The following is a 21670-nucleotide window of genomic DNA, read 5'->3' on the forward strand; positions in this document are numbered from 1 at the left end:
CCGGTGACCGGGTGAGGCTGCCCCGCATCGTCATTGCCGCGCCGGCGTCGGGCCACGGCAAGACCACCGTCGCCACCGGGCTGATGGCCGCGCTGCGCCGGGCCGGCCACGAGGTGTCCGGGCACAAGATCGGGCCCGACTACATCGACCCGGGCTATCACGCGCTGGCCACCGGCCGGCCCGGCCGCAACCTCGACCCGCACCTGGTCGGCGCGGACCTGCTGGTGCCCCTGCTGCGGCACGGCGCCGCCACCCCCCGACCCGCCGGCGTTGCGATCGTCGAAGGCGTCATGGGGCTGTTCGACGGGGCGATCGGCCGGGCCGGGTTCGCGTCCACCGCGCACGTCGCCGGGGTGATCGAGGCGCCGGTGGTGGTGGTCGTCGACGTCTCGGCGGCCGCGCGGACGGTCGGCGCGGTGGTGCACGGCCTGCGCGGCTTCGACCCGACGGTCCGGGTGGCCGGGGTGATCCTGAACAAGGCCGGCTCGGCCCGGCACGCCCAGGAGGCTCGCGCGGCGGTCGAAGGGATCGGTGTTCCGGTGCTCGGCGTCCTGTTCCGGGACGACGGGATCAGCGCTCCGTCAAGGCATCTGGGCCTGGTGCCGGTCGCCGAGCGGGACGACGCCGGGGCCGCGCTGGACCGGCTGGCCGGCCTGATCGCCCGGCGGGTCGACCTCGCCGCCGTCGTCCGGATCGCCCGGTCCGCCCCGGAGCTGCCCGGGGTCACCTGGGATCCCGCGGCCGTGGTCGACCGGTCCGCGACCACCGGCTCGGGATGCGAGCCCGTCGTGGCGATCGCCGGCGGTCGCGCGTTCACCTTCCGGTACGCCGAGACCGAGGAACTGCTGACCGCGGCCGGCTGCCGGCCGGTCGTGTTCGACCCGCTGGCCGCCGACGCCCTGCCGGCCGGCACCGCGGCGTTGTATCTGGGCGGCGGGTTTCCCGAGGTGCATGCCGCCGATCTGGCCGGCAATGGGGCGCTGCTGACGGACATCGCGGCCCGGATCGGCCGCGGCCTGCCGACCGTCGCGGAGTGCGCGGGGCTGCTCTACCTGTGCCGCGAGCTGGACGGTGTGCCGATGACGGGCGTGATCGACGCCGTCGCTCGCATGACGTCCCGGTTGACCCTCGGCTACCGGGACGCGGTCACGGCCGGGCCCAGCGTGCTGGCCTCGGCCGGGTCCGCGTCGACCGGGCACGAGTTCCACCGCACCACCGTCACTCCGGTCGCTGGCCGACCCGCGGCCTGGCTGGTCGGTGGGGTGGGCCACGGGTTCGCGCTCGATCCGGGCGGGACCGGCGAGGCCACCGTGCACGCCTCCTACCTGCACACCCACTGGGCCGGGCCGCCCGCGCTGGCCGCCCGGTTCGCCGCCTCGGCGCACCGGTACGCCGCGCTCGACCCCGGGCACTCGGTCGGCCGGGGAACGGTCGACCGGAGAATGGTCGACCGGGGAACAGGGGACCTGAGCGTCGCCGGCCGCTCCGGGCGACCGGATGTTCCCGCGGCCGCGCGGGCCCGGGCCGACGGCGGTTCCGGACCCGACCTGCTTCATCACGGCGACGCCGACGCCGCCCCCGGCCTGCTGGACTTCGCAGTGAACGTGCGTGGTCGGCGACCCCCGGACTGGCTGACGCGCCGGATCTCCGGCACGTTCGACACCCTGGGCAGCTACCCGAACGCGGCCGCGGCGACGGCGGCGATCGCCGAGCGGCACGGCCGGCCGATGGACCAGGTGCTGCCCACCGCCGGCGGCGCCGAGGCGTTCACGCTGATCGCCCGCGCCCTGCGACCGGTCCGCCCGGTGGTGGTGCATCCGCAGTTCACCGAGCCCGAGGCCGCGCTGCGGGCGGCCGGGCACGTCGTCGAGCGGGTCGTTCTGTCCGCGACCGACGGGTTCGTGCTGCACCCGCCGGCGGTCCCCGACGACGCCGACCTGGTGATGATCGGCAACCCGACCAACCCCACCGGGGTGCTGCACCCGGCGGCCGCGCTGCGGGCGCTGGGCCGGCCCGGCCGGGTGCTGGTGATCGACGAGGCGTTCCTGGACGCCGTACCCGGCGAGGCGGAATCGTCGGCCGGCGAACAGCTCCCGGGGCTGCTGGTGGTTCGCTCGTTGACCAAGACCTGGGCGTTGGCGGGCCTTCGCGCCGGGTACGTCGTCGGAGACGGCGACGTGATCCGGCGGCTGGCGGCCCAGCAACCACCGTGGGCGGTGTCCGCGCCCGCACTGGCCGCGATCGAGGCCTGCTGCGCGCCGGACGCGGTGGCGCAGGCGGCCGCCGAGCTCCCGACCATCGCGGCCCGGCGGGACCGGCTGGTGGACGGGCTCGGGCGGTTGGGACTGCCGGTGGTGGGGACCCCGGCCACCCCGTTCGTGCTGGTCGACACCTCCCCGGTGATCCCGGCCGGGGCTTCGCCGGATGTGGTGCGGGAGGATCTGCGGCGGCGAGGCATCGCGGTGCGGCGCGGCGACACCTTCCCGGGCCTGGGTCCGGGGTGGATCCGCATCGCCGTCCGCGATCCCGCCGCCACCGACCGCCTGCTCGCCGCCCTCCAGGAGTTGACCATGAACGACACGCCCTCAGATCGCGGCGATGAGGGCGTGTCGTTCATGATCAACAGGGGCGGGGGTGCCGGGTGAGCGGCCGCGGGTTCGTCGCCGAGCTGCCCGTGCGGGGGCGGCGGGTGCTCGTCGTCGGCGGCGGTGACCGGCTGCTCGGCCGGGTCGCCGCGCTCCGCGACGCCGGGGCGGATGTCCTGGTCGTCGCGCCGACCGTGGCCGCGTCGATCGCCGACCTCGCCGACCGGGGTCTGCTGCGGTGGGATCGGCGGGCGGTCACCGCCGGCGACGTCGCCACGGCCACGCTGGTCGTCGTCGACGACGCCGCCGTGGACGCCCAGGTCCGGGGGTGGGCCGACGACCACGGGGTGTTCTGTCTCGGCCCCGCAGCCGCACCGGAACGACCGACGGCCGGCACCGGGAGGGTGATCCTGGTCGGCGGCGGACCCGGCGATCCCGGCCTGATCACCGTCGCCGGGCTGGCCGCGATCCGGCGGGCCGAGGTGATCGTCACGGATCGGTTGGCCCCGTTGGCCGTGCTGGAGGAGGCGCCGCCCGGCGTCGAGATCGTCGACGTCGGCAAGATTCCCCGCGGCCGGTTCACCCCGCAGGAACGGATCAACGAACTGCTGGTCGAGCACGCGCGGGCCGGCCGGACGGTGGTCCGGCTCAAGGGCGGCGACAACTTCGTCTTCGGCCGAGGCGGCGAGGAGTGGCAGGCGTGCGCCGAGGCGGGGATCGAGGTCCAGGTCATCCCCGGCGTCAGCTCGGCGGTGGGCGTGCCCGGCCTGGCCGGGATCCCGCTCACCCACCGCACCGCCAACCAGGGTTTCACCGTCATCACCGCGCACGTGCCGCCGGGCGATCCGCGGTCCACGCTCGACTACGCCGCGCTCGCGCGCAGCGGGACCGCCCTGGTGATCATGATGGGCGTCGCCACCCTGCCGGCCGTCACCGCGGAACTGATCCGGCACGGCCTGGACCCGGCGACGCCGGCCGCGACCGTCGCCGACGGTGGATTGCCGGACCAGCGCACGGTCCGCGGCAGCCTGGCGTCGATCGCCGACGTGACCGCCGCCGCCGGCATCCGGCCGCCGGCGATCACCGTCATCGGGTCGGTCGCGGCGTTCGACCCGACCGGCGGCTGAGCCGACCGGCGGCTGAGCCGACCGGCGACCTGGGGCCGCGTTGACCCCGGGTTCGGGCGGCCGCTACGGTCAGCGGGTTCCAGCGATATCGGGAAGCCGGTGCAACTCCGGCACGGTCGCGCCACTGTGAGGCCCACCCGGGCCGAGTCAGACCCCGATGCCGCGCAGGCTCCACGAGCGGGGGCGCTTCACCCCCGAGGAGGTCACCATGTCCCAGGCTGCCGCTGTTCCCGGATCGATCCCGATTCCCGTTCCCGCGCTGGCGGTTCCCGCCATTCCGGTCCGGCAGATCCTGCCGTGGGCGGTGTTCGTCGCGTTGCTCGGGATGATCGCGATGTACTTCGTGTCCGCCGAACAGGGCGCGTTCGCGCTGTTCTCCGGCACCGGCATCCACGAGTGGGTGCACGACGGCCGGCACCTGCTCGGCTTCCCCTGCCACTGACCGGCGGCCGACAATGCTGACCGCACGGACCTTCCTGGTCCGGGGATTGCTGGCCGGCCTGGTCGCGGGGATCCTCGCGTTCGGGGTCGCCTACCTGGTGGGTGAACCGCCGGTGGCCGCGGCCATCTCGTTCGAGGAGCAGGGCGCGGCCGCCGAGGCCGAGCACCCGGCGGACCACCATATGGACCAACCGGCCGGCGCCGGACACTCGCACGGCGACGGCGAGGAAGCGGTCGTCTCCCGGCAGAACCAGGCGACCTGGGGACTGCTCACCGCAACGCTGCTGTTCGGGACCGCGCTGGGCGGCATCGTCGGGATCGCCGCCGCGTTCGCGGCCGGCCGGCTCGGTCCGATCAGTGCCCGCGCCAGCACCGCGCTCGTCGCCGCGATCGGCTTCCTGACGGTGTATCTCGTGCCCTACCTGAAGTACCCTCCGAACCCGCCGGCCGTCGGCAACCCGGACACCATCGGGCAGCGGACCGCCTGGTACTTCTCCATGCTGGCCATCTCGGTGGTCGCCGCGTTCGGGGCGATCGTCGTGGCCCGCCGGCTGACCCCCCGGGTTGGCGCCTGGAACTCCTGGCTGATCGCCGCGGGCGGTTACCTGGTCGTCGTGCTCATCGCCGGGTGGCTGCTGCCGATCGTCGACGAGGTGCCCGCCGACTTCTCCGCCGATCTGCTCTGGCGGTTCCGGGCGGCCTCGCTGACGGTGCAGGCCACCTTGTGGGCCGCCATCGGTCTGGCGTCGGCCACCATGATCGGCATCGTGGCTCACCGCAACGGCCGGGGCGCCCGCGCGGCCGGGGAGCTGGCCGGCACCGCCGTATGACCCATCTCGTCCGGCCGCCGTCGGCGCCCGCCCGGACCGCCGCGGCCCGCCGGATCGCCGGCCTGGCCAAACCGATCGGTGCACTGGGCCGGCTCGAGGACGTCGGGGTGTGGCTGGCCGGCTGCCAGGATCGCTGCCCGCCGGAGCCGCCGCGGAACGTGCGGGCGGTGGTGTTCGCCGGTGATCACGGCGTCGCCGAGCACGCGGTGTCCGCCTATCCGACTGCGGTGACAGCGGCCATGGTCCGGTTGTTCCACGCCGGCGGTGCGGGGGTGTCGGTGCTCGCCCGGCAGCACGGGGTGCGGCTGCGGGTCCTGGACGTCGGAGTGGACGACGACCTCGCCGATCTGCCTGCGCATCTGCGGGCATTCAAGGTGCGGCGCTCGTCCGGGCCGATCCACCTGACGGACGCGCTGACCGCCGGGGAGGTGACCGCCGCGCTGGCCGCCGGCCGGACCGTGGCGGAGCAGGAGGCCGGGACCGGCGCCGACCTGCTGATCTCCGGCGACATGGGCATCGGCAACACCACCCCGGCGGCGGCGCTGATCGCCGCCGTGCTCGGCCTGCCCGCCGACGAGCTGACCGGCCGCGGCACCGGCATCGACGACGACACCCTCGCGCACAAGACCGACCTGATCGACCGGGCGCTGGCCCGCGCCGCGGGCCGGTTCGACGATCCGGCCGACCTGCTGGCCGCGCTCGGCAGCGCCGACATCGCCGCCTCGGCCGCGTTCATGGCCCGAGCCGCGCAGCTGGGGGTGCCGGTGCTGCTCGACGGCGTGGTGTCGGTGGCCGCCGCCCTGGTCGCGGACCGGCTTGCGCCGGGCGCGGCCCAGTGGTTCGCCGCCGGTCACCGGTCGACCGAGCCGGCGCAGTCGCTGGCGTTGGACAAGCTCGGCCTGGTGCCCCTGCTGGATCTGGGCATGCGGTTGGGCGAGGGCAGCGGGGCGGTGGCCGCGGTCCCGCTGGTCCGGTCGGCGGCGCTGCTGCTGCGGGACATGGCCCTGCTGTCGGACGTGCTGGGGTGAGTTCATTGCCCGACGGCCTGCGGTTGGCCGTCGGCACGCTCACTGCGCTGCGGGTCCCGCCACCGCGCGAGGTGGATCCTTCGGTCGCGCGGGCGGCGATGCTGCTGGCGCCCGTCGCCGTGCTACCCCTGGGGGTGGCGGCCGCGGCGGCCGGCGGCCTGCACCAGTGGCTCGGCCTGTCCCCGCTCGTCGCGGGTGGTCTGTCGATGGCGCTGGTCGCGCTGGGCAGCCGCGGCCTGCATCTGGACGGGCTGGCCGACACCGCCGACGGTTTGGGCTCCGGCTACGACCGGGCGCGCGCGCTGGACATCATGCGGCTCGGCAACACCGGCCCGATGGGCGTGGCCGCGGTGGTGCTGGTGCTGCTGATCCAGGCCGCGGCCGCGGCGGCGGTGCTGGCCCGGCCGTGGGGCTTCGGGTTGCTCGGCGTGCTGGTCTGCCTGTCCCGCACCGCCCTGTACCTGGCCTGCGCCACCGGGGTGCCGTCGGCCCGGCCGGCCGGGCTGGGCGCGACGGTCGCCGGTGTCGTGCCACGATCCGCCGCGACGGTCGGGCTGGTGCTGGCCGCGGTGCTGGCCGCGGCGGCAACGATCCCGACGGGTGCGCCCGGGTGGCTCGGCGTCGTGGCCGTGACGGGAGCAGCGGTGGTGGTGGCCGGGCTGATCGCCCGCTGCGTCCGCCGGTTCGGCGGCATCACCGGCGACGTGCTCGGCGCGGCCATCGAGGTCGAGTTGCTGGTGCTGCTGGTGATCGCCGGTCTGTGACGACCGGTGGCGGAGTTGGCCGTTCAGACCGCTGCCGTGCCGGGTCCGTACGTCAGCATCTTGCGGTCGGCGGTCAGCAACGTCCAACCCTCGGTCCGGGCCTGGGCCAGCAACATCCGATCGAACGGGTCCGCGTGGATCGCGGGGAGAGCGGCGATGCCCAACGCGTGCGAACCACGAACCGGAAGCTCGTGATATCCGGCCCGCAGAGCACGATCGCGAATGGCCGAGGGGTCCACCTGGAAATCGCTGCGGCCCAGGCGCGACTTGATGACGATCTCCCAGACGCTGACGACGCTGAACCAGAGCTCGTTTCCCGGGTCGGCGAGCAGGCGGTGTGACCGATCACCGAGACTCGGGGAACCGGCGGCGGCCCAGAGCAGAACGTGGGTGTCAAGCAGATAGGAACTCATCGACCGTCGAAAGCGGCGGCGATGACGTCGGCGCCCATGTCGTCGAAGTCCTCCGGAACCTCGATATCGGGCATGAAGCCGATCCGCGGGAGCACCTCCGAGTCCCGGATGGGGATGACCCGAGCCACCGGACGACCGTCCCGGGCGATGATGAACTCCTCGTTCACCAAGCGGGAGAGATGGGTCTTCGCCTCGTGCATGTTGACGATCGGCACGGCCATGGATCCTCCGGGGGATCCGGTCGGTCGAGCGTGCGAGGCCGCCGAAGAACGCTTCGGGAACGGACTTAGTCCCCTTAGTCTACCGCTCACGGCGAGGGGTGGTCACTCCTCCGTCACGAGGTTCGGTCGCGGCCGGGTGGACGCCGCGGCCAGGTCGGCCAGCAATTCGGGGATGATCCGTTCCTCCATCACCGCGCGGCCGCGTTCGTGCAGTGCGGCGGCCAGCGCCGGATCCCACGGTGATTCGGCCGGGGCGCCGCGCAGCGCCTCGGTCTCGGCGCCGGGCGCGTCGATCGCGCGCCGGTAGTCGGCGGCGGACATCCGCCACGGCCGGGCGCGGTGCCGGCCGATGGCGTCCGCGGTGGTCCGCAGGCCCGTCCAGTCGAAATCCCCGCGCCAGTGGACGGTTCCGTCGACCCCGGCGAGCAGCCGGTGACCGGCCGCGGACGGTACCCCCTCGGTGCAGACCAGCGGGGGATGGCCGGGGGTCCACTCACCGACGGCGGCGCGCAGCACGGCCGGGTTCTCGCAGACGAAGACGTCCGGGGCGGTCACCGTCAACGGAGCCAGCATCAGCTGGTGCAGGGTGAGCCGGAACGGGATCGCCCGGTCGGCCGCCTCGGTCAACCAGCCGGCCACCGGGTGGTCCCGCGCGGGCCGGACGCCGAGCACCAGCACCTGACTGGCCAGGTCGTCGAGGATGACGCCGGCGGCGTCCCAGCGGGCCCGGCGTTCCGCGGCGGACGCCGGCGGCGGTTCGCCGTCCCGGGCGGCCAGGGCCCGCAACACCAGGGTGGCCGCCGGTGTGCCGGACAGCGCCTTGGTGTCGCCGGTGGCCCGCTCGGCCAGGACCGGGAGCGACATCGGCGCGGCCGGCCGGGCCGGGTCGGTCGCGCCGGCCGCGGCGGCCTCGGCCAGCAGCGTCAGCACGGCGCCGACCTGACGGAGGATGTCGCCGTCGCGCCGCCGGATCAGACGGGTGACGGTGCCGTCGGCCGCCAGCGTGTCGAGCCAGACGGCAAACCATTCCTCGCCCGCCCACGGTCCGCCGTGCACCCGCGCGTCGGTCAGCAGATCCTCCCGGGCCCGGGCCTCCTGGGTGCGCTCGCCGGGCCGGTTCCGCAGCGGTCCACCCAACTCGACCAACAACTCGTGCAGGCTCCGGCCGAATTCGCGCCGCACCGCGGCGTCGAGCGCCGGCAACGGCAGCGTGAGCGACCCGACGCCGGGCGGTCGGTAGGCCCCGGTGAGCCCGATGATCAGCTTGCGTTCGGCCTCGGTCGGGTCCCGGACGGTCAGCGCACCGGTGAGGTCGCCGCCGGTGCTCTCCAGCCGGCGCCGGGCCAGCCGCAGCACTCGCGCCCAGCCGGAGCCGTCGGGCCGCACGGCCGATCCGATGGTCATGCCAATCAGGTCAGGTTGATCAGGCCGCCGGGGTCACCGGGTCGTCGGCGGCTGTTCGGCGACCCCAGGGCGGCGGCGAGATCATCGTCGGCGCCCGTGATCTGGCCGTCGGTGAGGATCTTGGCACCGTCCCAGACCAGCAACAGCGAGCTGACCGTGTGCTCCACCGCCGAGTGCGCCAGGTCGTGGTGCGCGCAGCCGGGCACGGTGGGGTAGGTGGCCCACAGGTCGTAGCCGGTCATGAACAGGTCCAGGTCGAACTGGGCGGTCAGCCCGAGCAGCTCGCTGCGGCCGGCGTCGTCGATGCCGGCGAACGCCTCGTCCAGGGCGAGCAGCCGCGGGCAGTGCGGTGCGGCCGACGACAGCATCACGTGGGCAGCGGCGAACAGGGGCAGGTGCAGGGAGACGGACTGCTCGCCGCCGGACAGCGTGCTGTGCCGGGCCTGGGTCAGCCGGTCCTCCTGCCCGCCCGGTGCGACCAGGGTCAGCACGAAGGATCGCCAACCGCGGTAGTCCAGCGCCTCGGCCAGGATCTCCGGGTACGGCCGGTCCTCCCGCTGCGCGCGCAGGTCCTTGATTCGGCCCGCGAAATGCGCGCGCATGGTCGCCAGGTCGTCGGCCGAAAGCTGGCTGGCGTCCCGGTCGAGCAGCCGGCTGACCGCCCGCTGCTGGGGGTCCAGCCCGTCGGCCTGCTCCCAGGCGATGCCGACGGTCGCCCCGGAGGACATCCGCCGGCCGCGCATCTCGCGGTTCATCCGCGCGATGAGATCCCGGGCGTCGGTGGTGCGCTCGTGGATCTGCTGAGCGAGCCGCCCGAGCAGCGCGTCCTCGAGGATCCGCTGCTCGGACTCGGACAGCAGCGCCTCCTGATCCTGCCGGGCCGCCGCGATGCGCCGGGCGAAGTCGCCGATCGAGGCGAAACCCTGCTCGTCGGACACCTTGACGACGATGACGTCGTCGACGGGCTCCCAATCCGGCCGGTACTCGTGCCCGGCGGCGGCGAGCTGGTCCTGCAGCTGGGTGAGGGACGCCGACACCCGGGTGCGGCTGGACTTGAGCGAGCTCTCGTTCGGCCGCAGCTCGCCGGTCGCGGCCAGGATGCCGTCGTGCAACGTCGTGATGGCGTCCGGCAGCGCGGCGACCTCGTGGTCGGGGTCCTGGGGCAGCGCCGCGACCGCGCCGGCGGTGAGCCGGGCCGGATCCGTCCACTGCTCGCCGGCGGTCGGCCAGGCCGGAAGCCGGGCCGGCAGGCGCAGCACATCGCCGACGTCGGAGCGGGCGTAGGGCCGGAGCCGGCCGCATTCCTGCTGGGCCTCGACGATCGCGGTGGTCAGCGCGGCGGACGCACCCTCCACCGCGATGCGCCGGCCGCCGGCCTCGTCGATGGCCGCCTGCAGTGCGGCTTCGGCGGCTCGTTCGGCGTTCCGAGCGGCCCGCTGGTCGGTGGCCGCGGCCTCGATCCGCCGGTCCAATTCGTCCACCGCGACACCGACGGCCGCGCGCAGCGTGCGCAGCTCTTCGTCGCGGGCCTGGTGCTCGGTGCGGGACAGTTCGGCCTGCTCGGCGGCCTCGGTCAGCCGGTCCCGCGCCCGGAGCTGCTCGTCCTCGGCCGCGGTCAGCGTCTCGGACCGTTCCCGCGCGGTCCGCCGGGCCGCGCCGAGAACGGCCGCAAGCCGACCGAAAACAGCAGTGGCGGCGGCGATCCCGTCGACCAGCGCGGGTTCGGTCGGCATTGACCGGGCCGCCGCCAGGGCCAGCAAGGACTGGTGCCGGTGATGATGGGCGGCGATCGCCTGATCCAGATCGCTGCGCGCGTTGTCCAGTTCGCCGTGCACCGCCTGGACCTTGGCGGATTGCTGCTCGACCGCGCGCACGGCCTGGGCCAACGGTGCGGTCGCGGGCAAAGCGCTGCGGGCCGCGTCAAGCGCGTCGAGCAGCGCCCGGATCGTCCGGGCGGCCTCGTCGGCGCGCGCCGCGTCCCGCTCGGTGGCCTCGATCCGGGTGTCCAGGTCGGCCAGCCGCTGGGCGCGCTGGCGGGCCCGCGCGGTGCTGCCGATGTACTCGGCGTGCGATTTGTGATGGGCGCCGAGCTGGATGCCCTGGCGGAACCCGCCGCCGGTGTCGATGACGGGCGCGGCGCCGGCCGGCGAACCGGCGGCCGCCGCCGGTGACCCGACCGCGATCGACGCGAGGACCGCCTCGATCACCGGAACCGGCAGCGCCGCATCGGGTTCGGCGATCAGCTGGCCGCCCAGCAGGGAGCGTTTCGGGCGCTTGGCCGGCGGTAGGGGCAGCAGCAGGGTGTCCGACGCGCCCGGGTCCGTGCCGGTCGCCGGCCCGATCCAGGCGTCGAGCAGGTTGGCCGCCTCCAGCGCCGCCTCGATGGCCGCGGCAGTGGCGTCGTCGACGCCGGGTGCGAAATCGACCAGCGCCCACAGCGGAGCACCGGGCCGCCCGTCCCGAGACCCGGTGCGGGCGGCGAACGGCGGCGGCGCCTGGTCCTGCTCGTCGGCGATCAACGACCGCTCGGCCCGCAGCCCGGCCAGCTGTTCGGTCAGGGCGTCGAGAACGCCGCCCAGTCGGGCGATCTCGTCCCGGCGGGCCTGCCGGGCGTCCGCCAGCTGGGTGTCCAGAACGGCCGGCAGGGTGGGTGCGTCGATCTCGCCGACCCGGTCGAGGGCGGAGGTCAGGGCGACGCGGGCGGAGCCGGCCAGGTCGAGCGACCCCGCCGCCGGGGGGCGCTCGGCCGGTCCGTCGGTGCCGGCGAGCCGGTCGAGGATCCCGGCGTGCTCGCCGAGCCAGCGGGACAAGGACTGGGCGAGCTGCTCTCGCTGGGTGGTGACCGCGTCCTGGGCGGCGGCCAGTGCCTGCTCGGCGGTATTCAGCCGGTCCTGCGCCCGATCCAGGCGGCGCTGGGCCTGGTCGCGCAGGCGGGCCGCCTCGGCGACGGCGGTGATGGCGGCCCGGATCGCGGCGATGTCGTCCTCGCGGCCGGCGACCCGGGCGGCCACCCGCTCGCCGAGCCGGCCGTCGTCCGCGTTGTCGTCGGTGTCCCAGCCGATACCGGCGTCCCGGGCGGCGCCGGCCAGCTCCGCGGCGTGCCGGGCGACCGCGGCGAGCGCCTCCTGCCGGGCGGCCGCGGCGACGGACCGCGCCTGCTCCCGCCGGGCGGCCTCGGCCTGGGCCCCGTCCCGAACCCGGGCGTCCTGGTCGGCCGCCCGGCCGAGCTGAGCGGTCAGGTCGGCCTGCCGGGCCAGCTGCTCACGGTCCTGATAGGCCGGCGACGCCTTGAGCGAATCGAGGCGGGAGGTGATGTCCCGCAGCTGGTCCCGCTGCTGTTCCAGCCTGCCCCGGGCGGTGTCCCGGTCGGCCGCGGAGCGGGCCCGCGCGGCCAGGGCGCCGGCCAGGTCGACCCGGGCCGTCTCGATGGCGTCGAGCCGGCCGGTCAACCGATCGGCCTCGGCGCGGGCGTGCGTGCGCAGGTACGTGGTGTACCCGGTCAGGAACGCCGAGGCGGCGGCATCCGCCTGGATCAGCCCGGCCAGCGTGCGCTGCACGTTTTCCATGTCGCTGAACGAGTGTGCCGCCTCGTCGATCAACCCCTCGTCCAGCGGTCGCAGCCCGTCGGCCAGGGCCCGGGACAGCCCCTTCGGGTCCAGGTTCTTGGCCAGTTGCGGACGCCGCAGCGTCAGCAGCAGGGTGATCAGTTGCTCGAACCGGCCCAGGCCGAGGCCGAACAGCCGGGCGTCGACCGCGGTGCGATGCTCCACCGGGCGCTCGGTCAGCAGCGTCGGCAGGTGCTCCAACTCGGCCGTCAACTGGCGTTTGGTCAACGGTCGGTCGTCCGGGCCGAGCAGCGAGAAGTCCCGGCCGACCTGCCCGTCGACGACGAAGTACCAGCGGCTCACCCGGTCGTTGTGTCGTTGGGCGCGCAGCCCGGCGCCGATCGTCACCACCTCGCCCGGTTCGGTGCCGTCGTCGGGGGCCGGCGCGGCGTCCCGGCGGAACTCCATCCATACGTACCCGTATGCGCTCTCCTGCCCGCGGTAGAGCAGGTTGGACTTCATCGTCCGCTCGTCACCGGCGAACGGGTTCAACCGGCGCGGCTCGATCCGGGCGTCCAGCACGAACGGGAACAGCACCTCCAGGGCCTTGGTCTTGCCGGACCCGTTGGGCCCGCGGAGCACCAGCCGGCCGTCGGCGAAAACAAACTCCTCGTCCCGGTAGTCCCATAGATTGACCACCCCGCACCGGGTCGGTCGGAACCGGTCACCGCGGGCCGCGGGGTCCCGGTCGGGGCCGGATGTCATGGCCGTCAGCCTCCCATGTCGAACAGGCCGGCCGGCTCCGTGGCGGGACGCACCGACACCACGGCGTTGCGGTAGCGGGCCAGCAGCGGCCGGGCCAACACACCGCCGGGCACCCGGACGATCATGTCGAGCTCGGCCAGCAGCGCCAACGCCGAGTCCAGCAACCGCTCCGGGTCGGCCAACTGCGCCGCGGACAGCGCCGTGGAATAGCTGTCGATCAGCTCGGCCAGGGTGGACCGCAGCCAGCCGTCCTCCAGCAGCGGACACCCGGCGGTCGCGGCGCCGTCCGGGCTGTCGACGGCATCGTCCTCGCTGATCGCGACGACGGCGAGGTCTGCGGGGTCGGTTGGGTCAACGTCGCCGGTGAACTGTGCGATCAGGTCGGCCCGCGGCATCGCGCCGTCCAGGGCACGGACCCACGTCTCGCCGCGGTCCGGATCGGGGGCCAGGACGGTCAACTCCGGGGCGTCCGGATCGAGCACCCGGTCGGCGATCCGGTTCGCCAGCAGCAGCGCCACCTGCGCCCGGGTGCCCGACCCGGGGAACCGGCGGTCCGAGAACATCCCCGAGACATCCAGCAGGGCAACGCCTTCGCTGCGACGCTCCACGACCAGCCCAGTCAGTTCGGCCACTTCGGCGGCCGGACCGGGATTGCGCAGCATGCCGCGGTCCCCGGCGGCGAGGTCGGCGTAGTAGGCGACCGGCCGCTCGACCAGCGTCCGTCGCACCCGTTGCGCCGACTCGCGGCGAAGGGTGTCCCGGCTGACGCCCTGCGGGCGGTGCAGCAGGGCCCGCGCGGTGTCGATGTGCTGCAGCACCGGCGAGGGCCGGTACAGGGCGCGCAGCACGTCGCGGTCGATGTCGTAGAGCGCCTCACCGGCGGACGGGTCGTCGACCCAGCGGCGGGCGCTACCGTCGGCCAGCCGGACCGCCCCGCGGGCCTCCAGCCAGCCGGCGGCGTCGACGAACCCGGCCCGGTCCGGCTGCCGGTCCAGGGACAGCTCCAACCCGTCGATGCGGTCGGCCTCGCCGGCCACTCGTTCGGCCAGCTCGGACAGGGCAATCTGCAGGCCGGCCCGGCCCAGCACGGCGAGTGCCAGGCACAGATAGGCGTACCGGCGCCGGTCGAACGGGCGGTCCAGCTGGGCGCCGGCCATGGCCGGCTGGGACGGGTCGAAGGCGTCCCGCACCCGGGACAGCCGGGCCAGAACGCGCGCGGCACGCTGGTAGGCGGCCCGGTCCAGCGGGGCGACGGCGGGGTTCGACGGGGCGTTCATCCAGCGCCGGCCACCGGCGACACGGTCAGTGCCATCCGGTCCAGATGCAGCACGCCGCGCACCGTCCGAACCGCGGTCGAGGTGTCGTGCGGGATCAGCGTCATCCGGACACCCAGGGAGGAGCCGGTGGCCGGCGCCCGCCCGGATACCGGCACGCGCGCGCCCAGGGCGACATCGAGCAGGGTGAACAGCAGCGCCGTCTCCTCTTCCGAGAGGGTCCGGCCCTCGATCGGTGATCCGGCCAGGGATTTCGCGGCGGCGGCCTGAGCGCGCCGGTCGGCCAGTTGCGCGTCCCGAAGTCGCCGCCGGCCGGCATCGTTGCGGTCCAATCGGCCGGGGCGCCGGGTAGCCGGCTGCTTCCCCGTCTCGATGAGGGTGCGGATGGCTCGACCGGCGGGTGCCTCCACCAGGTTCGCCGGGTGGGGATCAGCTCGGGATCGGGGTGCACGACGCCGACGTGTCGCGGCCGGCTCAGGTCGAAGGCGGCGGCGAACAGGGCGTGCGCCGACGGCACATCAGGGGTGGCGACGAACCAGGCGGCCAGGTGCCGTAGCTGGCTCTCCCGGTTGACGCCACCCAACCGCGCCTCGGTGACCCGCCGCAACAGCGACAGCACCGCGGCGACTGCGCTGATCGTCGCGTCCTGCAGCCGGTCCGCCTCGCACCGGCCGGCCTGGCCGGGCACGGCCAGGAACCAGTGCTCGAGCCCCGCCCAGCGCTGCTGCCAGTCGTGCAGCCGGTCCGCCGGGCTGCGGAAGATCCGCTCGTCGGCCTCCGCAGCCAGCTCGACCAGCCGGTCGACCCCGGTGTCCTGCACCGTACGAACGGCCGCGGCCAGCCGCGGCGCGTACCGGGCGAGCTCGGAGGAGAACTCGCGCAGGTGCGCGATCAGCGCGTCCTTGTGCGTGAGGAACACCTCGGCGCTGGTCTCGGTGCTCTTGGACAGGTCGGAGAGCATCAGGTAGAACCGGGCGGCCCGTTCCGCCATCTCGTTCAGCACCGAATCGAGACGACTCAGCTTGCGGTACACCAGCTCCGAATCCCCATCCCGGTTCGCGGCGGCCAGCTCGCCGAGGTCGGCGAGCAGCTCCGGGAGCACCAGCCGGGATAGCGTGGCGTCGTCCAGCCGGGCGCCGAGCACGTCCTCGACAGCCCGGTACGCCCGATACCCGGCTTGGTTGAACTGGTACACGTAGTGCCGGTTGCGGTACTCGGCCAGCGTCGCCGCACGGGCGCCGTCGTAGCTGCGATCGAGGACCTGCCAGGCGTACAGCTGGTCCAGCAGCGGGGTGACCTCCTCGGCCGACAGCATCGGGACGGCCTCGCGGCTCAGGTCATCCGACTGTTCCTGGCCGAGCGCGGCCAAGGACGCCGCCACCTCGGCGGCGTGCTGCAGCACCACGTAGTTCGCCCGGCTGCGTTCCATGGCCCGCAGCACCCAGAGATAGGTGGTGCCCTTCTCGGCCGCGGTGAAGGCGAACAGGCGCAGCCGGTCGAGGTCGGTGAAACCCGGTTCGAAGCCCGGCACCGAATTGTCGAGGTGCGGCGCGGCCATGCCGAGCACCCTACGGAACGGACCGGCGTGCCCCGGTCCGGGTCGGAACAAGTCGAACGACTGCCCGCGTCCCACCGCGCCGGTGGTGGGGCGCGGGCAGGTGGTCAGACCAGCACCATCGTCATCCTGCCGGTGGTGTCGCCGGTGGGGTCGAGTTTGATGGTCCTGGTCCTGGTCCAGGTGCCGGTGGCGTTGGGGGTGAAGTCGCAGGAGCGGGGGGTTGCGGTGAGTTGGCAGTAGTACTGGCGGCTGCCGGTGGGGTTGTAGAAGTGCAGGTAGGCGGTGCCTGGTTTCCAGCTGGTGGCGGTGATGTTGAACGTCAGGTGGTGGCCTTGAGTCGCGGCGAAGGAGTACTGGATGTCCTGCCCGGCCACCGCCACCTTCCCGGTGACCGGCGTTCCGACCTTGACGGTTCCGCCGTTGACGACGGCCGCGGCCGACGGCTGAGCGAGCACCATGCTGGCCACGATCGACACCAGGAAGGCGATCAGCGTGGTCACCGTCCGGAAAGTTCTGCGGCCGGCCGGACCCGGTCTCGACGGGTGGGGTCGAACGGGGCGCCGACAGCCGGCACGATCTGCTTGTTCGTGAGTGCGCACGACAGTCCTCCTCGGGTCGCGCGGCCGCGTTCGTCCGGGGAGCTTCCCAGGCGGTTCGTCGGCCGTCATCGCCGGACGGTAGGCAGGCGGACTTCGCCGCCACTCAGATCTCGCTCAATGAGCAGTCGGGAAGCCTGGGCGATCCAGAATGAACGATCTCGACCTCCGGCGATCGCCGAACCCGGCCTACAGCCGCAGCACCCGGCCGGCCACCACCAGCAGCACGTCGTCGCTGGCCGCCGCGATCCGCTGGTTCACGCGGCCGAGCAGGTCGCGAAAGGTGCGGCCGGAGCGATGCTCGGGGACGACGGACCAGCCGACCTCGTTGGTCACCGCGATCACCGGGCCGGGGGCGGCCCGCCAGGCCGTCTCGACCGCTGCCAGCGCCGGCTCGAATCGACCTTCCCAGGTTGCTAGCCGCTCGTCCCAGGTGCCCAGCCCGTCCACCACCGCAGTCACCCAGGTGCCCAGGCAGTCGATCAGCACGGCGCCCGGCGCCGCGGCGAGAGCGGCAGCCAGGTCGGCGGTCTCGACGGTGCGCCAGTGTTCCGGGCGGCGCGCCCGGTGGGCGTCGATCCGGTCCGCCCACTCCGGGTCGGTGGCCCGGTCCGGCGCCGGGCCGGGCGCGACGTAGGTGACCACCGGCGCGTCCGCCAGCAGCTGCTCGGCCAGCCGCGACTTGCCCGACCGGACCCCTCCGGTGATCAGCGTGCGGCGGGCGACGGTCACGGATGGACGGTAGCGGCTCCGCGCCCGGCCACCGGCTTCGGCCTGCCCGGGCCCCGCGCCGGCGGGCGGTCCAGCATGATCGGACGGCGAGGCGAATCGGATGGGATCGCGGCGGGCGTGGGGAGGCAACGGGTGCGGGTCGGGCGAGGTGACGGGATGGCGCGGGCGGCCGGGCTCGCGCTGGGGTATCTGGCCGACCAGCTGCTGGGCGACCCGCGACGCGGGCACCCGGTTGCCGGCTTCGGCCGGACCGCCGCCGCGCTCGAACGGCGCACCTACCGCGACGACCGGGTCGCCGGCGCGGTCCACACCGCCGTCCTGGTCGGCGCGGCGGCCGGACTGGGGGTCACCGCCGACCGCACCACCCGGACCCGGCCGGTGGCCCGGACCCTGGTCACCGCGGCGGCGACCTGGGCGGTGCTCGGCGGCCGGTCGCTGGGCCGGGAGGCCGCCGCGGTCGGCGCGCTGCTGGACGCCCACGATCTGCCCGGTGCGCGGCGGCGGATCACGCACCTGGTCGGCCGCGACCCGGACACCCTGGACGGAGCCGGGATCGCCCGCGCCTGCGTCGAATCCGTCGCCGAGAACACCTCCGACGCGGTGGTGGCCCCGCTGGTCTGGGGGGCGGTCGCCGGGGTGCCCGGGCTGCTCGCCTACCGGGCGGTGAACACCCTGGACGCGATGATCGGCCATCGCTCCCCGCGCTACCGACGGTTCGGGTGGGCGGCGGCCCGGCTGGACGATCTGGCCAATCTCGTGCCCGCGCGGCTGGCCGCGGCCTTGGCGGCGGCGGCCGCGCCGCTGGTCGGTGGGACGCCGAGCGATGCCCTGCGGGCGGTCCGGCGCGATGCCGGCTCCCACCCGAGCCCCAACGCCGGGCCGGTCGAGGCGGCCTTCGCCGGAGCCCTGGGCCGCACGCTCGGCGGCGTCAACACCTACGGCGACACGGTCGAGGATCGCGGCACGCTGGGTGACGGGCCGCCCCCGGGCGCGGCCGACATCTCCCGGGCATTGCGGCTGTCCGCGCTGGTCGGGGTGGGTGCGCTGATCGCCGCGGTGGCCGTGGCGGGGGGCCGAGGCGCGGTGTTCAGTCGCCGAGCGTCTGCTGGAGGGCGGTGATCGCCGACGCTGTCGGGGTGACGTCGAAGAAGGTCATCGCCCAGTCCCAGCGGTCGGTCGACCAGCGCACCGGCACCTCCGACCAGCCCAGCTCCCAGGGCGCCACACTGCGCGATCGGCGGGCCAGCGCGCCGAAAGGGCCCAGGCTCGCCTCGAACGCCCCGGTCGCGTCGTCGTGCTCGTGCAGGGTCACCTCGAGGCCGAGCTCGACGGTCAGTGAGCGGTCGGTGACGTGCCGGGCGAACCACTGCCGGTCATCGGCCGCCCGCGCCTGCCGCTCGCGATCCCACTCGGCGGCCTGATCGTCCGGGGAGGTCGTCGGCCCCGTCCAGGTGAACAGCTCCGCATCCAGCGGTTCGCCCGTGACGATCTCGGTCCACTCCTGCACGGTGCCGAAGCCGTCGTTGCGCTGCTGAAGCACCACGCCGGTGGCCGCGTCCACCACCAGCTGGACCGGCCACGGCTTGTGCGGCGGCGGGGCAAGCGCGACCGTCCAGGCCATCCGGCCCAGGAACTGCGTCGTGCCGATCGGCCCGGCCGGGCGCGTGAAGTCCTCACCGAGGAAGGAACCGGGCTCGCGGCGGACCAGCAGCTCGAACGCGCCCTCGACGTCACGATCGGCTCGCCGGGGAGTCTCCACGGGACGGACGGGGTCCGGCGCGAACCGCCAGACGGTGTCGACGCCGGCGATGAGCCGCGGCGCACCGTCCATCGACTCGACCCGCCAGCGGGACCCGTCCCGCCACACCCGGTACCGGTCCGCCGCAGCCGGGCCCAGACTGATCGTTCCGCGCACGGTGGGCTCCGGCTCGGGCCCGTGCACCATCAGCACGAGCAGCTCCATCCACGAGGGGGTCCAGGTCCGGACGGGCTCCATCCGGATCCAGCTGTCACCGGGTTGATCGGCGACCACGGTGACCGTCGTCGCCCCGACGGGCACCGGCTCGTTCATCACGGTGGGCCGCTGCGGCGGCGGGTCCAGCGTGGCCGGGACCGTATGCCAGTACGCGGCGATCCGGCTGGTGACGCGCAGGATTGCGTCCGGCGCGGCCGGGGCCGGCCAGAGCTGCAGCCGATAGCGGTCGGGTGCCGTCTCGTCATCCAGGACCGTGTCCTGCTCCTTGCCGGCCTCCATGCCGATCGCGCAGTAGCGGACCCGGTAGCGCCCGGGCGCCGGCACCGGGATCTCATGAGCGCTCTCGCCGGCCCAGCCGAGGATGACGACGAAGGGCTGGGTGAGCCACAGCGACACCTCGACCGCCTCCTCCCATTCGGCTTCGAGAATCGGCTCGACGTCGAGGAACTCGACCTGCACCGGCACCGTGCCCGTGTGCAGGCCGGTGATCAGCTCGAGACCGAACTCGGTCCCGGCGCCGCACAGCCCGTTGACCTGTCCGGGAAAGGCCGTCTCCTGCAGGGGCTGTTCGTCGTCCCAGCCGTCGGTCAGATAGAACTGCGAGTACGCGACCCGCACCGGCACCGTCGTCCCGCTCACCCTGCACCGACCCCCACGATCGCGGCCCGCGGCCGGTTCCGCGGAGCGCCGATCGTCGCACGCGGGGGCAACGCTCGCCGACCTGCTCGACAAGTGGAGGTGTGGCAATCAACGATCCCGCGGACGGTCCCCGTGACGGGCCGGCGGCATCCGGCCTCGACGTGGGCGGGCTGTTCGACGCGCACGCCCGGGACCTGTTCCGGTACCTGAGCGCGCGGGCCGGGGCCGGCCCCGCCGAGGATCTGGTGGGGGAGAAGTTCCTGGCCGCCCACCGGTCCTGGCGGTCCTACGACTCCGAGCGTGGCTCGCCGCGGGCGTGGCTGTACGGCATCGCCTCGACGCTGCTGCGGCGGCACCATCGCGACCAGGCCCGCCGCTTCGACGCCCTGGAGCGCCTCGCCGCGCTCGCGGCGGACGGCGCCCCGGACGCCTCGCCCGACGCCGACCGGCGCCTGGACTCCGCCACGCATGCCCGCCGCCTGGTCCCGCACCTGCGCCGGCTCGACCCCACCGACCTGGACATCCTTTTGCTGCACGCCTGGGCCGGCCTCGAGCCGACCGAGATCGCGGCCGTCCTGGACCGTCCGGCCGGGACGGTCCGCAGCCGGCTCTCCCGGTTGCGGAAGGCGCTGCGTGCCGTCGACATCCCGGCGGACGTCGACCGCACACCTATTCCGATCACGACCGGGGAGCAATCATGCTGACCGACGACCTCGACGCCGCTCTGCACACCCTGTACCGACCCGCCGAGGCCGACGCCGAGCTGCTAGGGCGCATGCGCTCCCGGCTGGATGCGGCGTCCGGTGCAGCTCCGACGGCAACCGCGGGCATCCCCCGCCCGGACATCTCGCGCCCGGTGGGCGCCCGCGTGGTCGCCGGTCACCGGCCCCGAACCTGGCGCCGGCCGGCGCTGCTGGTCGCCGCCGTCGTGCTCCTGGTCGGCACCGGGCTGCTCATCCCGACCTGGATCGGCCGGCCGGCGCTGTCCGCCGCCGTCGCCGCCGAGTTGAACCGCGCCGCCGACGGGGCCGCCAGCACCCCCGACACCCTGGCCCCGGGGACGTTCCGGTATCTGGACACCCACGCCTGGTACCTCAACACCACCGTGGCCGCGGGCGGGTCGATGTATAGCGTGCTCGCCGAATCGCGCCGGCAGCAGTGGATCCCGGCCCGCTGGAAGGACAACTGGATGGAGCGACGGGGCACGACCGGGGCCGCCGTCTTCGTCGCCGGCGATGAGCGCGCGGCCCGGGCGGCGGGTGCCCTGAGCGAACCGGCCACATCGGAGCCGGATCTCGTCGGGCCGTGCCAGGACTACTTCACCAATCTGTGCACCGGAACGGAGGGGTACTGGGCGGTGCCGACCCGGGAGTGGATCGCGGCCCTGCCGGACGACCCGGCCGGCATGCTCAACCGGCTGGCGTCCGACGCCAGGGGGAGAGGGCGGTCGGACGAGGCCGAGATGCTGGTCCTGGCCACCGACGCCCTGCGCACCGGGCTGCTGCCGGCGTCCACCCGGGCCACCCTGTACCGGGCCATGGCGATGATCCCCGGGGTCGAGATCACCGACGACCGGGCCAATCTCGACGGTGAGACGGGCACGGCGTTCGCGATCCGCGGGGACGACAACCTGGACGAGACGATCATCGACACCACGACGGGCACCTTCATCGGCGAACGGCAGACCGCGCTCGGCGGGGAGGACGACGGCACGGTGACCGGGTACACCGCGATCCGGACCGCTGTGGTGAGTACCCTGGGCGCCAGCTGATC

The 21670-nt window shown here is 74.4% G+C and carries 17 protein-coding genes, 1 pseudogene and 1 riboswitch; of the genes and pseudogenes, 9 read left to right on the forward strand and 9 right to left on the reverse strand.

Features of this window, described 5'->3' with window-relative positions; genetic code table 11:
• The first annotated feature begins 11 nt into the window (after nucleotides 1-11).
• The 6 genes from cobC to ACILSK_RS13050 all read left to right on the forward strand — a co-directional run bounded on the left by cobC (nucleotide 12) and on the right by ACILSK_RS13050 (nucleotide 6775).
• Nucleotides 12-2645 (forward strand): Rv2231c family pyridoxal phosphate-dependent protein CobC, encoded by a 2634-nt coding sequence (gene cobC, locus ACILSK_RS13025; RefSeq protein ID WP_395727590.1) that lies wholly within the window; start codon nucleotides 12-14, stop codon nucleotides 2643-2645.
• Entirely contained in the window at nucleotides 2642-3712 is a 1071-nt protein-coding gene (gene cobA / locus ACILSK_RS13030) for a uroporphyrinogen-III C-methyltransferase (RefSeq protein ID WP_395727591.1), read from the forward strand. The genes cobC and cobA overlap by 4 nt, the downstream gene beginning before the upstream one ends.
• Before the next feature lie 90 nt (nucleotides 3713-3802).
• Nucleotides 3803-3866: riboswitch (cobalamin riboswitch) on the forward strand.
• A gap of 54 nt (nucleotides 3867-3920) precedes the next feature.
• Nucleotides 3921-4154, forward strand: coding sequence for a CbtB-domain containing protein (locus ACILSK_RS13035; protein WP_395727592.1), 234 nt, complete (start codon nucleotides 3921-3923; stop codon nucleotides 4152-4154).
• Between the two features lie 13 nt (nucleotides 4155-4167).
• Entirely contained in the window at nucleotides 4168-4983 is an 816-nt protein-coding gene (locus tag ACILSK_RS13040) for a CbtA family protein (RefSeq protein WP_395727593.1), read from the forward strand.
• Complete coding sequence (gene cobT, locus ACILSK_RS13045) at nucleotides 4980-6011, forward strand: nicotinate-nucleotide--dimethylbenzimidazole phosphoribosyltransferase (RefSeq protein WP_395727594.1); 1032 nt, start codon at nucleotides 4980-4982, stop codon at nucleotides 6009-6011. Before ACILSK_RS13040 ends, cobT begins: the two co-directional genes overlap by 4 nt.
• Complete coding sequence (locus tag ACILSK_RS13050) at nucleotides 6008-6775, forward strand: adenosylcobinamide-GDP ribazoletransferase (RefSeq protein ID WP_395727595.1); 768 nt, start codon at nucleotides 6008-6010, stop codon at nucleotides 6773-6775. The genes cobT and ACILSK_RS13050 overlap by 4 nt, the downstream gene beginning before the upstream one ends.
• 23 nt (nucleotides 6776-6798) lie before the next feature.
• On the opposite strand, the gene ACILSK_RS13055 is transcribed toward ACILSK_RS13050, so the two are convergent.
• From ACILSK_RS13055 to cobU, 8 genes and pseudogenes are all read right to left on the reverse strand, one after another.
• Nucleotides 6799-7188, reverse strand: a complete 390-nt coding sequence (locus tag ACILSK_RS13055; RefSeq protein ID WP_395727596.1) for a type II toxin-antitoxin system VapC family toxin — start codon at nucleotides 7186-7188, stop codon at nucleotides 6799-6801.
• The gene (locus ACILSK_RS13060) at nucleotides 7185-7403 is read right to left on the reverse strand and encodes a type II toxin-antitoxin system Phd/YefM family antitoxin (protein ID WP_395727739.1); all 219 of its coding nucleotides are present in this window, start codon (nucleotides 7401-7403) and stop codon (nucleotides 7185-7187) included. The genes ACILSK_RS13055 and ACILSK_RS13060 overlap by 4 nt, the downstream gene beginning before the upstream one ends.
• A 108-nt stretch (nucleotides 7404-7511) precedes the next feature.
• Complete coding sequence (locus ACILSK_RS13065; RefSeq protein WP_395727597.1) at nucleotides 7512-8813, reverse strand: TIGR02679 family protein; 1302 nt, start codon at nucleotides 8811-8813, stop codon at nucleotides 7512-7514.
• A gap of 5 nt (nucleotides 8814-8818) precedes the next feature.
• Entirely contained in the window at nucleotides 8819-13123 is a 4305-nt protein-coding gene (locus tag ACILSK_RS13070) for a TIGR02680 family protein (protein WP_395727598.1), read from the reverse strand.
• A 5-nt stretch (nucleotides 13124-13128) separates the two neighbouring features.
• The gene (locus ACILSK_RS13075) at nucleotides 13129-14400 is read right to left on the reverse strand and encodes a DUF2398 family protein (RefSeq protein WP_395727599.1); all 1272 of its coding nucleotides are present in this window, start codon (nucleotides 14398-14400) and stop codon (nucleotides 13129-13131) included.
• Nucleotides 14397-15955: pseudogene (locus ACILSK_RS13080) on the reverse strand (TIGR02677 family protein). The gene ACILSK_RS13075 and the pseudogene ACILSK_RS13080 overlap by 4 nt, the downstream one beginning before the upstream one ends.
• A gap of 104 nt (nucleotides 15956-16059) precedes the next feature.
• A complete protein-coding gene (locus ACILSK_RS13085) occupies nucleotides 16060-16455 on the reverse strand; it encodes a hypothetical protein (protein WP_395727600.1) in 396 nt (131 codons plus the stop codon).
• A gap of 285 nt (nucleotides 16456-16740) precedes the next feature.
• Nucleotides 16741-17283, reverse strand: a complete 543-nt coding sequence (cobU, locus tag ACILSK_RS13090; RefSeq protein WP_395727601.1) for a bifunctional adenosylcobinamide kinase/adenosylcobinamide-phosphate guanylyltransferase — start codon at nucleotides 17281-17283, stop codon at nucleotides 16741-16743.
• Nucleotides 17284-17439: 156 nt separating this feature from the next.
• Between cobU and ACILSK_RS13095 the strand changes: the two genes are divergently transcribed.
• Complete coding sequence (locus ACILSK_RS13095) at nucleotides 17440-18402, forward strand: cobalamin biosynthesis protein (protein WP_395727602.1); 963 nt, start codon at nucleotides 17440-17442, stop codon at nucleotides 18400-18402.
• Here ACILSK_RS13095 and ACILSK_RS13100 read toward each other — a convergent pair.
• Entirely contained in the window at nucleotides 18371-19897 is a 1527-nt protein-coding gene (locus tag ACILSK_RS13100) for a hypothetical protein (RefSeq protein WP_395727603.1), read from the reverse strand. The two genes, ACILSK_RS13095 and ACILSK_RS13100, sit on opposite strands and share 32 nt — an antisense overlap.
• 101 nt (nucleotides 19898-19998) lie before the next feature.
• On the opposite strand from ACILSK_RS13100, the gene ACILSK_RS13105 reads away from it, so the two are divergent.
• Together ACILSK_RS13105 and ACILSK_RS13110 are read left to right on the forward strand one after the other, a co-directional pair.
• Nucleotides 19999-20601 (forward strand): RNA polymerase sigma factor, encoded by a 603-nt coding sequence (locus ACILSK_RS13105; protein WP_395727604.1) that lies wholly within the window; start codon nucleotides 19999-20001, stop codon nucleotides 20599-20601.
• The gene (locus ACILSK_RS13110) at nucleotides 20595-21668 is read left to right on the forward strand and encodes a CU044_5270 family protein (protein ID WP_395727605.1); all 1074 of its coding nucleotides are present in this window, start codon (nucleotides 20595-20597) and stop codon (nucleotides 21666-21668) included. The genes ACILSK_RS13105 and ACILSK_RS13110 overlap by 7 nt, the downstream gene beginning before the upstream one ends.
• Nucleotides 21669-21670 lie beyond the last annotated feature (2 nt).

The sequence above is a fragment of the Nakamurella sp. genome, assembly GCF_044224575.1.
Lineage (GTDB): Bacteria > Actinomycetota > Actinomycetes > Mycobacteriales > Nakamurellaceae > Nakamurella.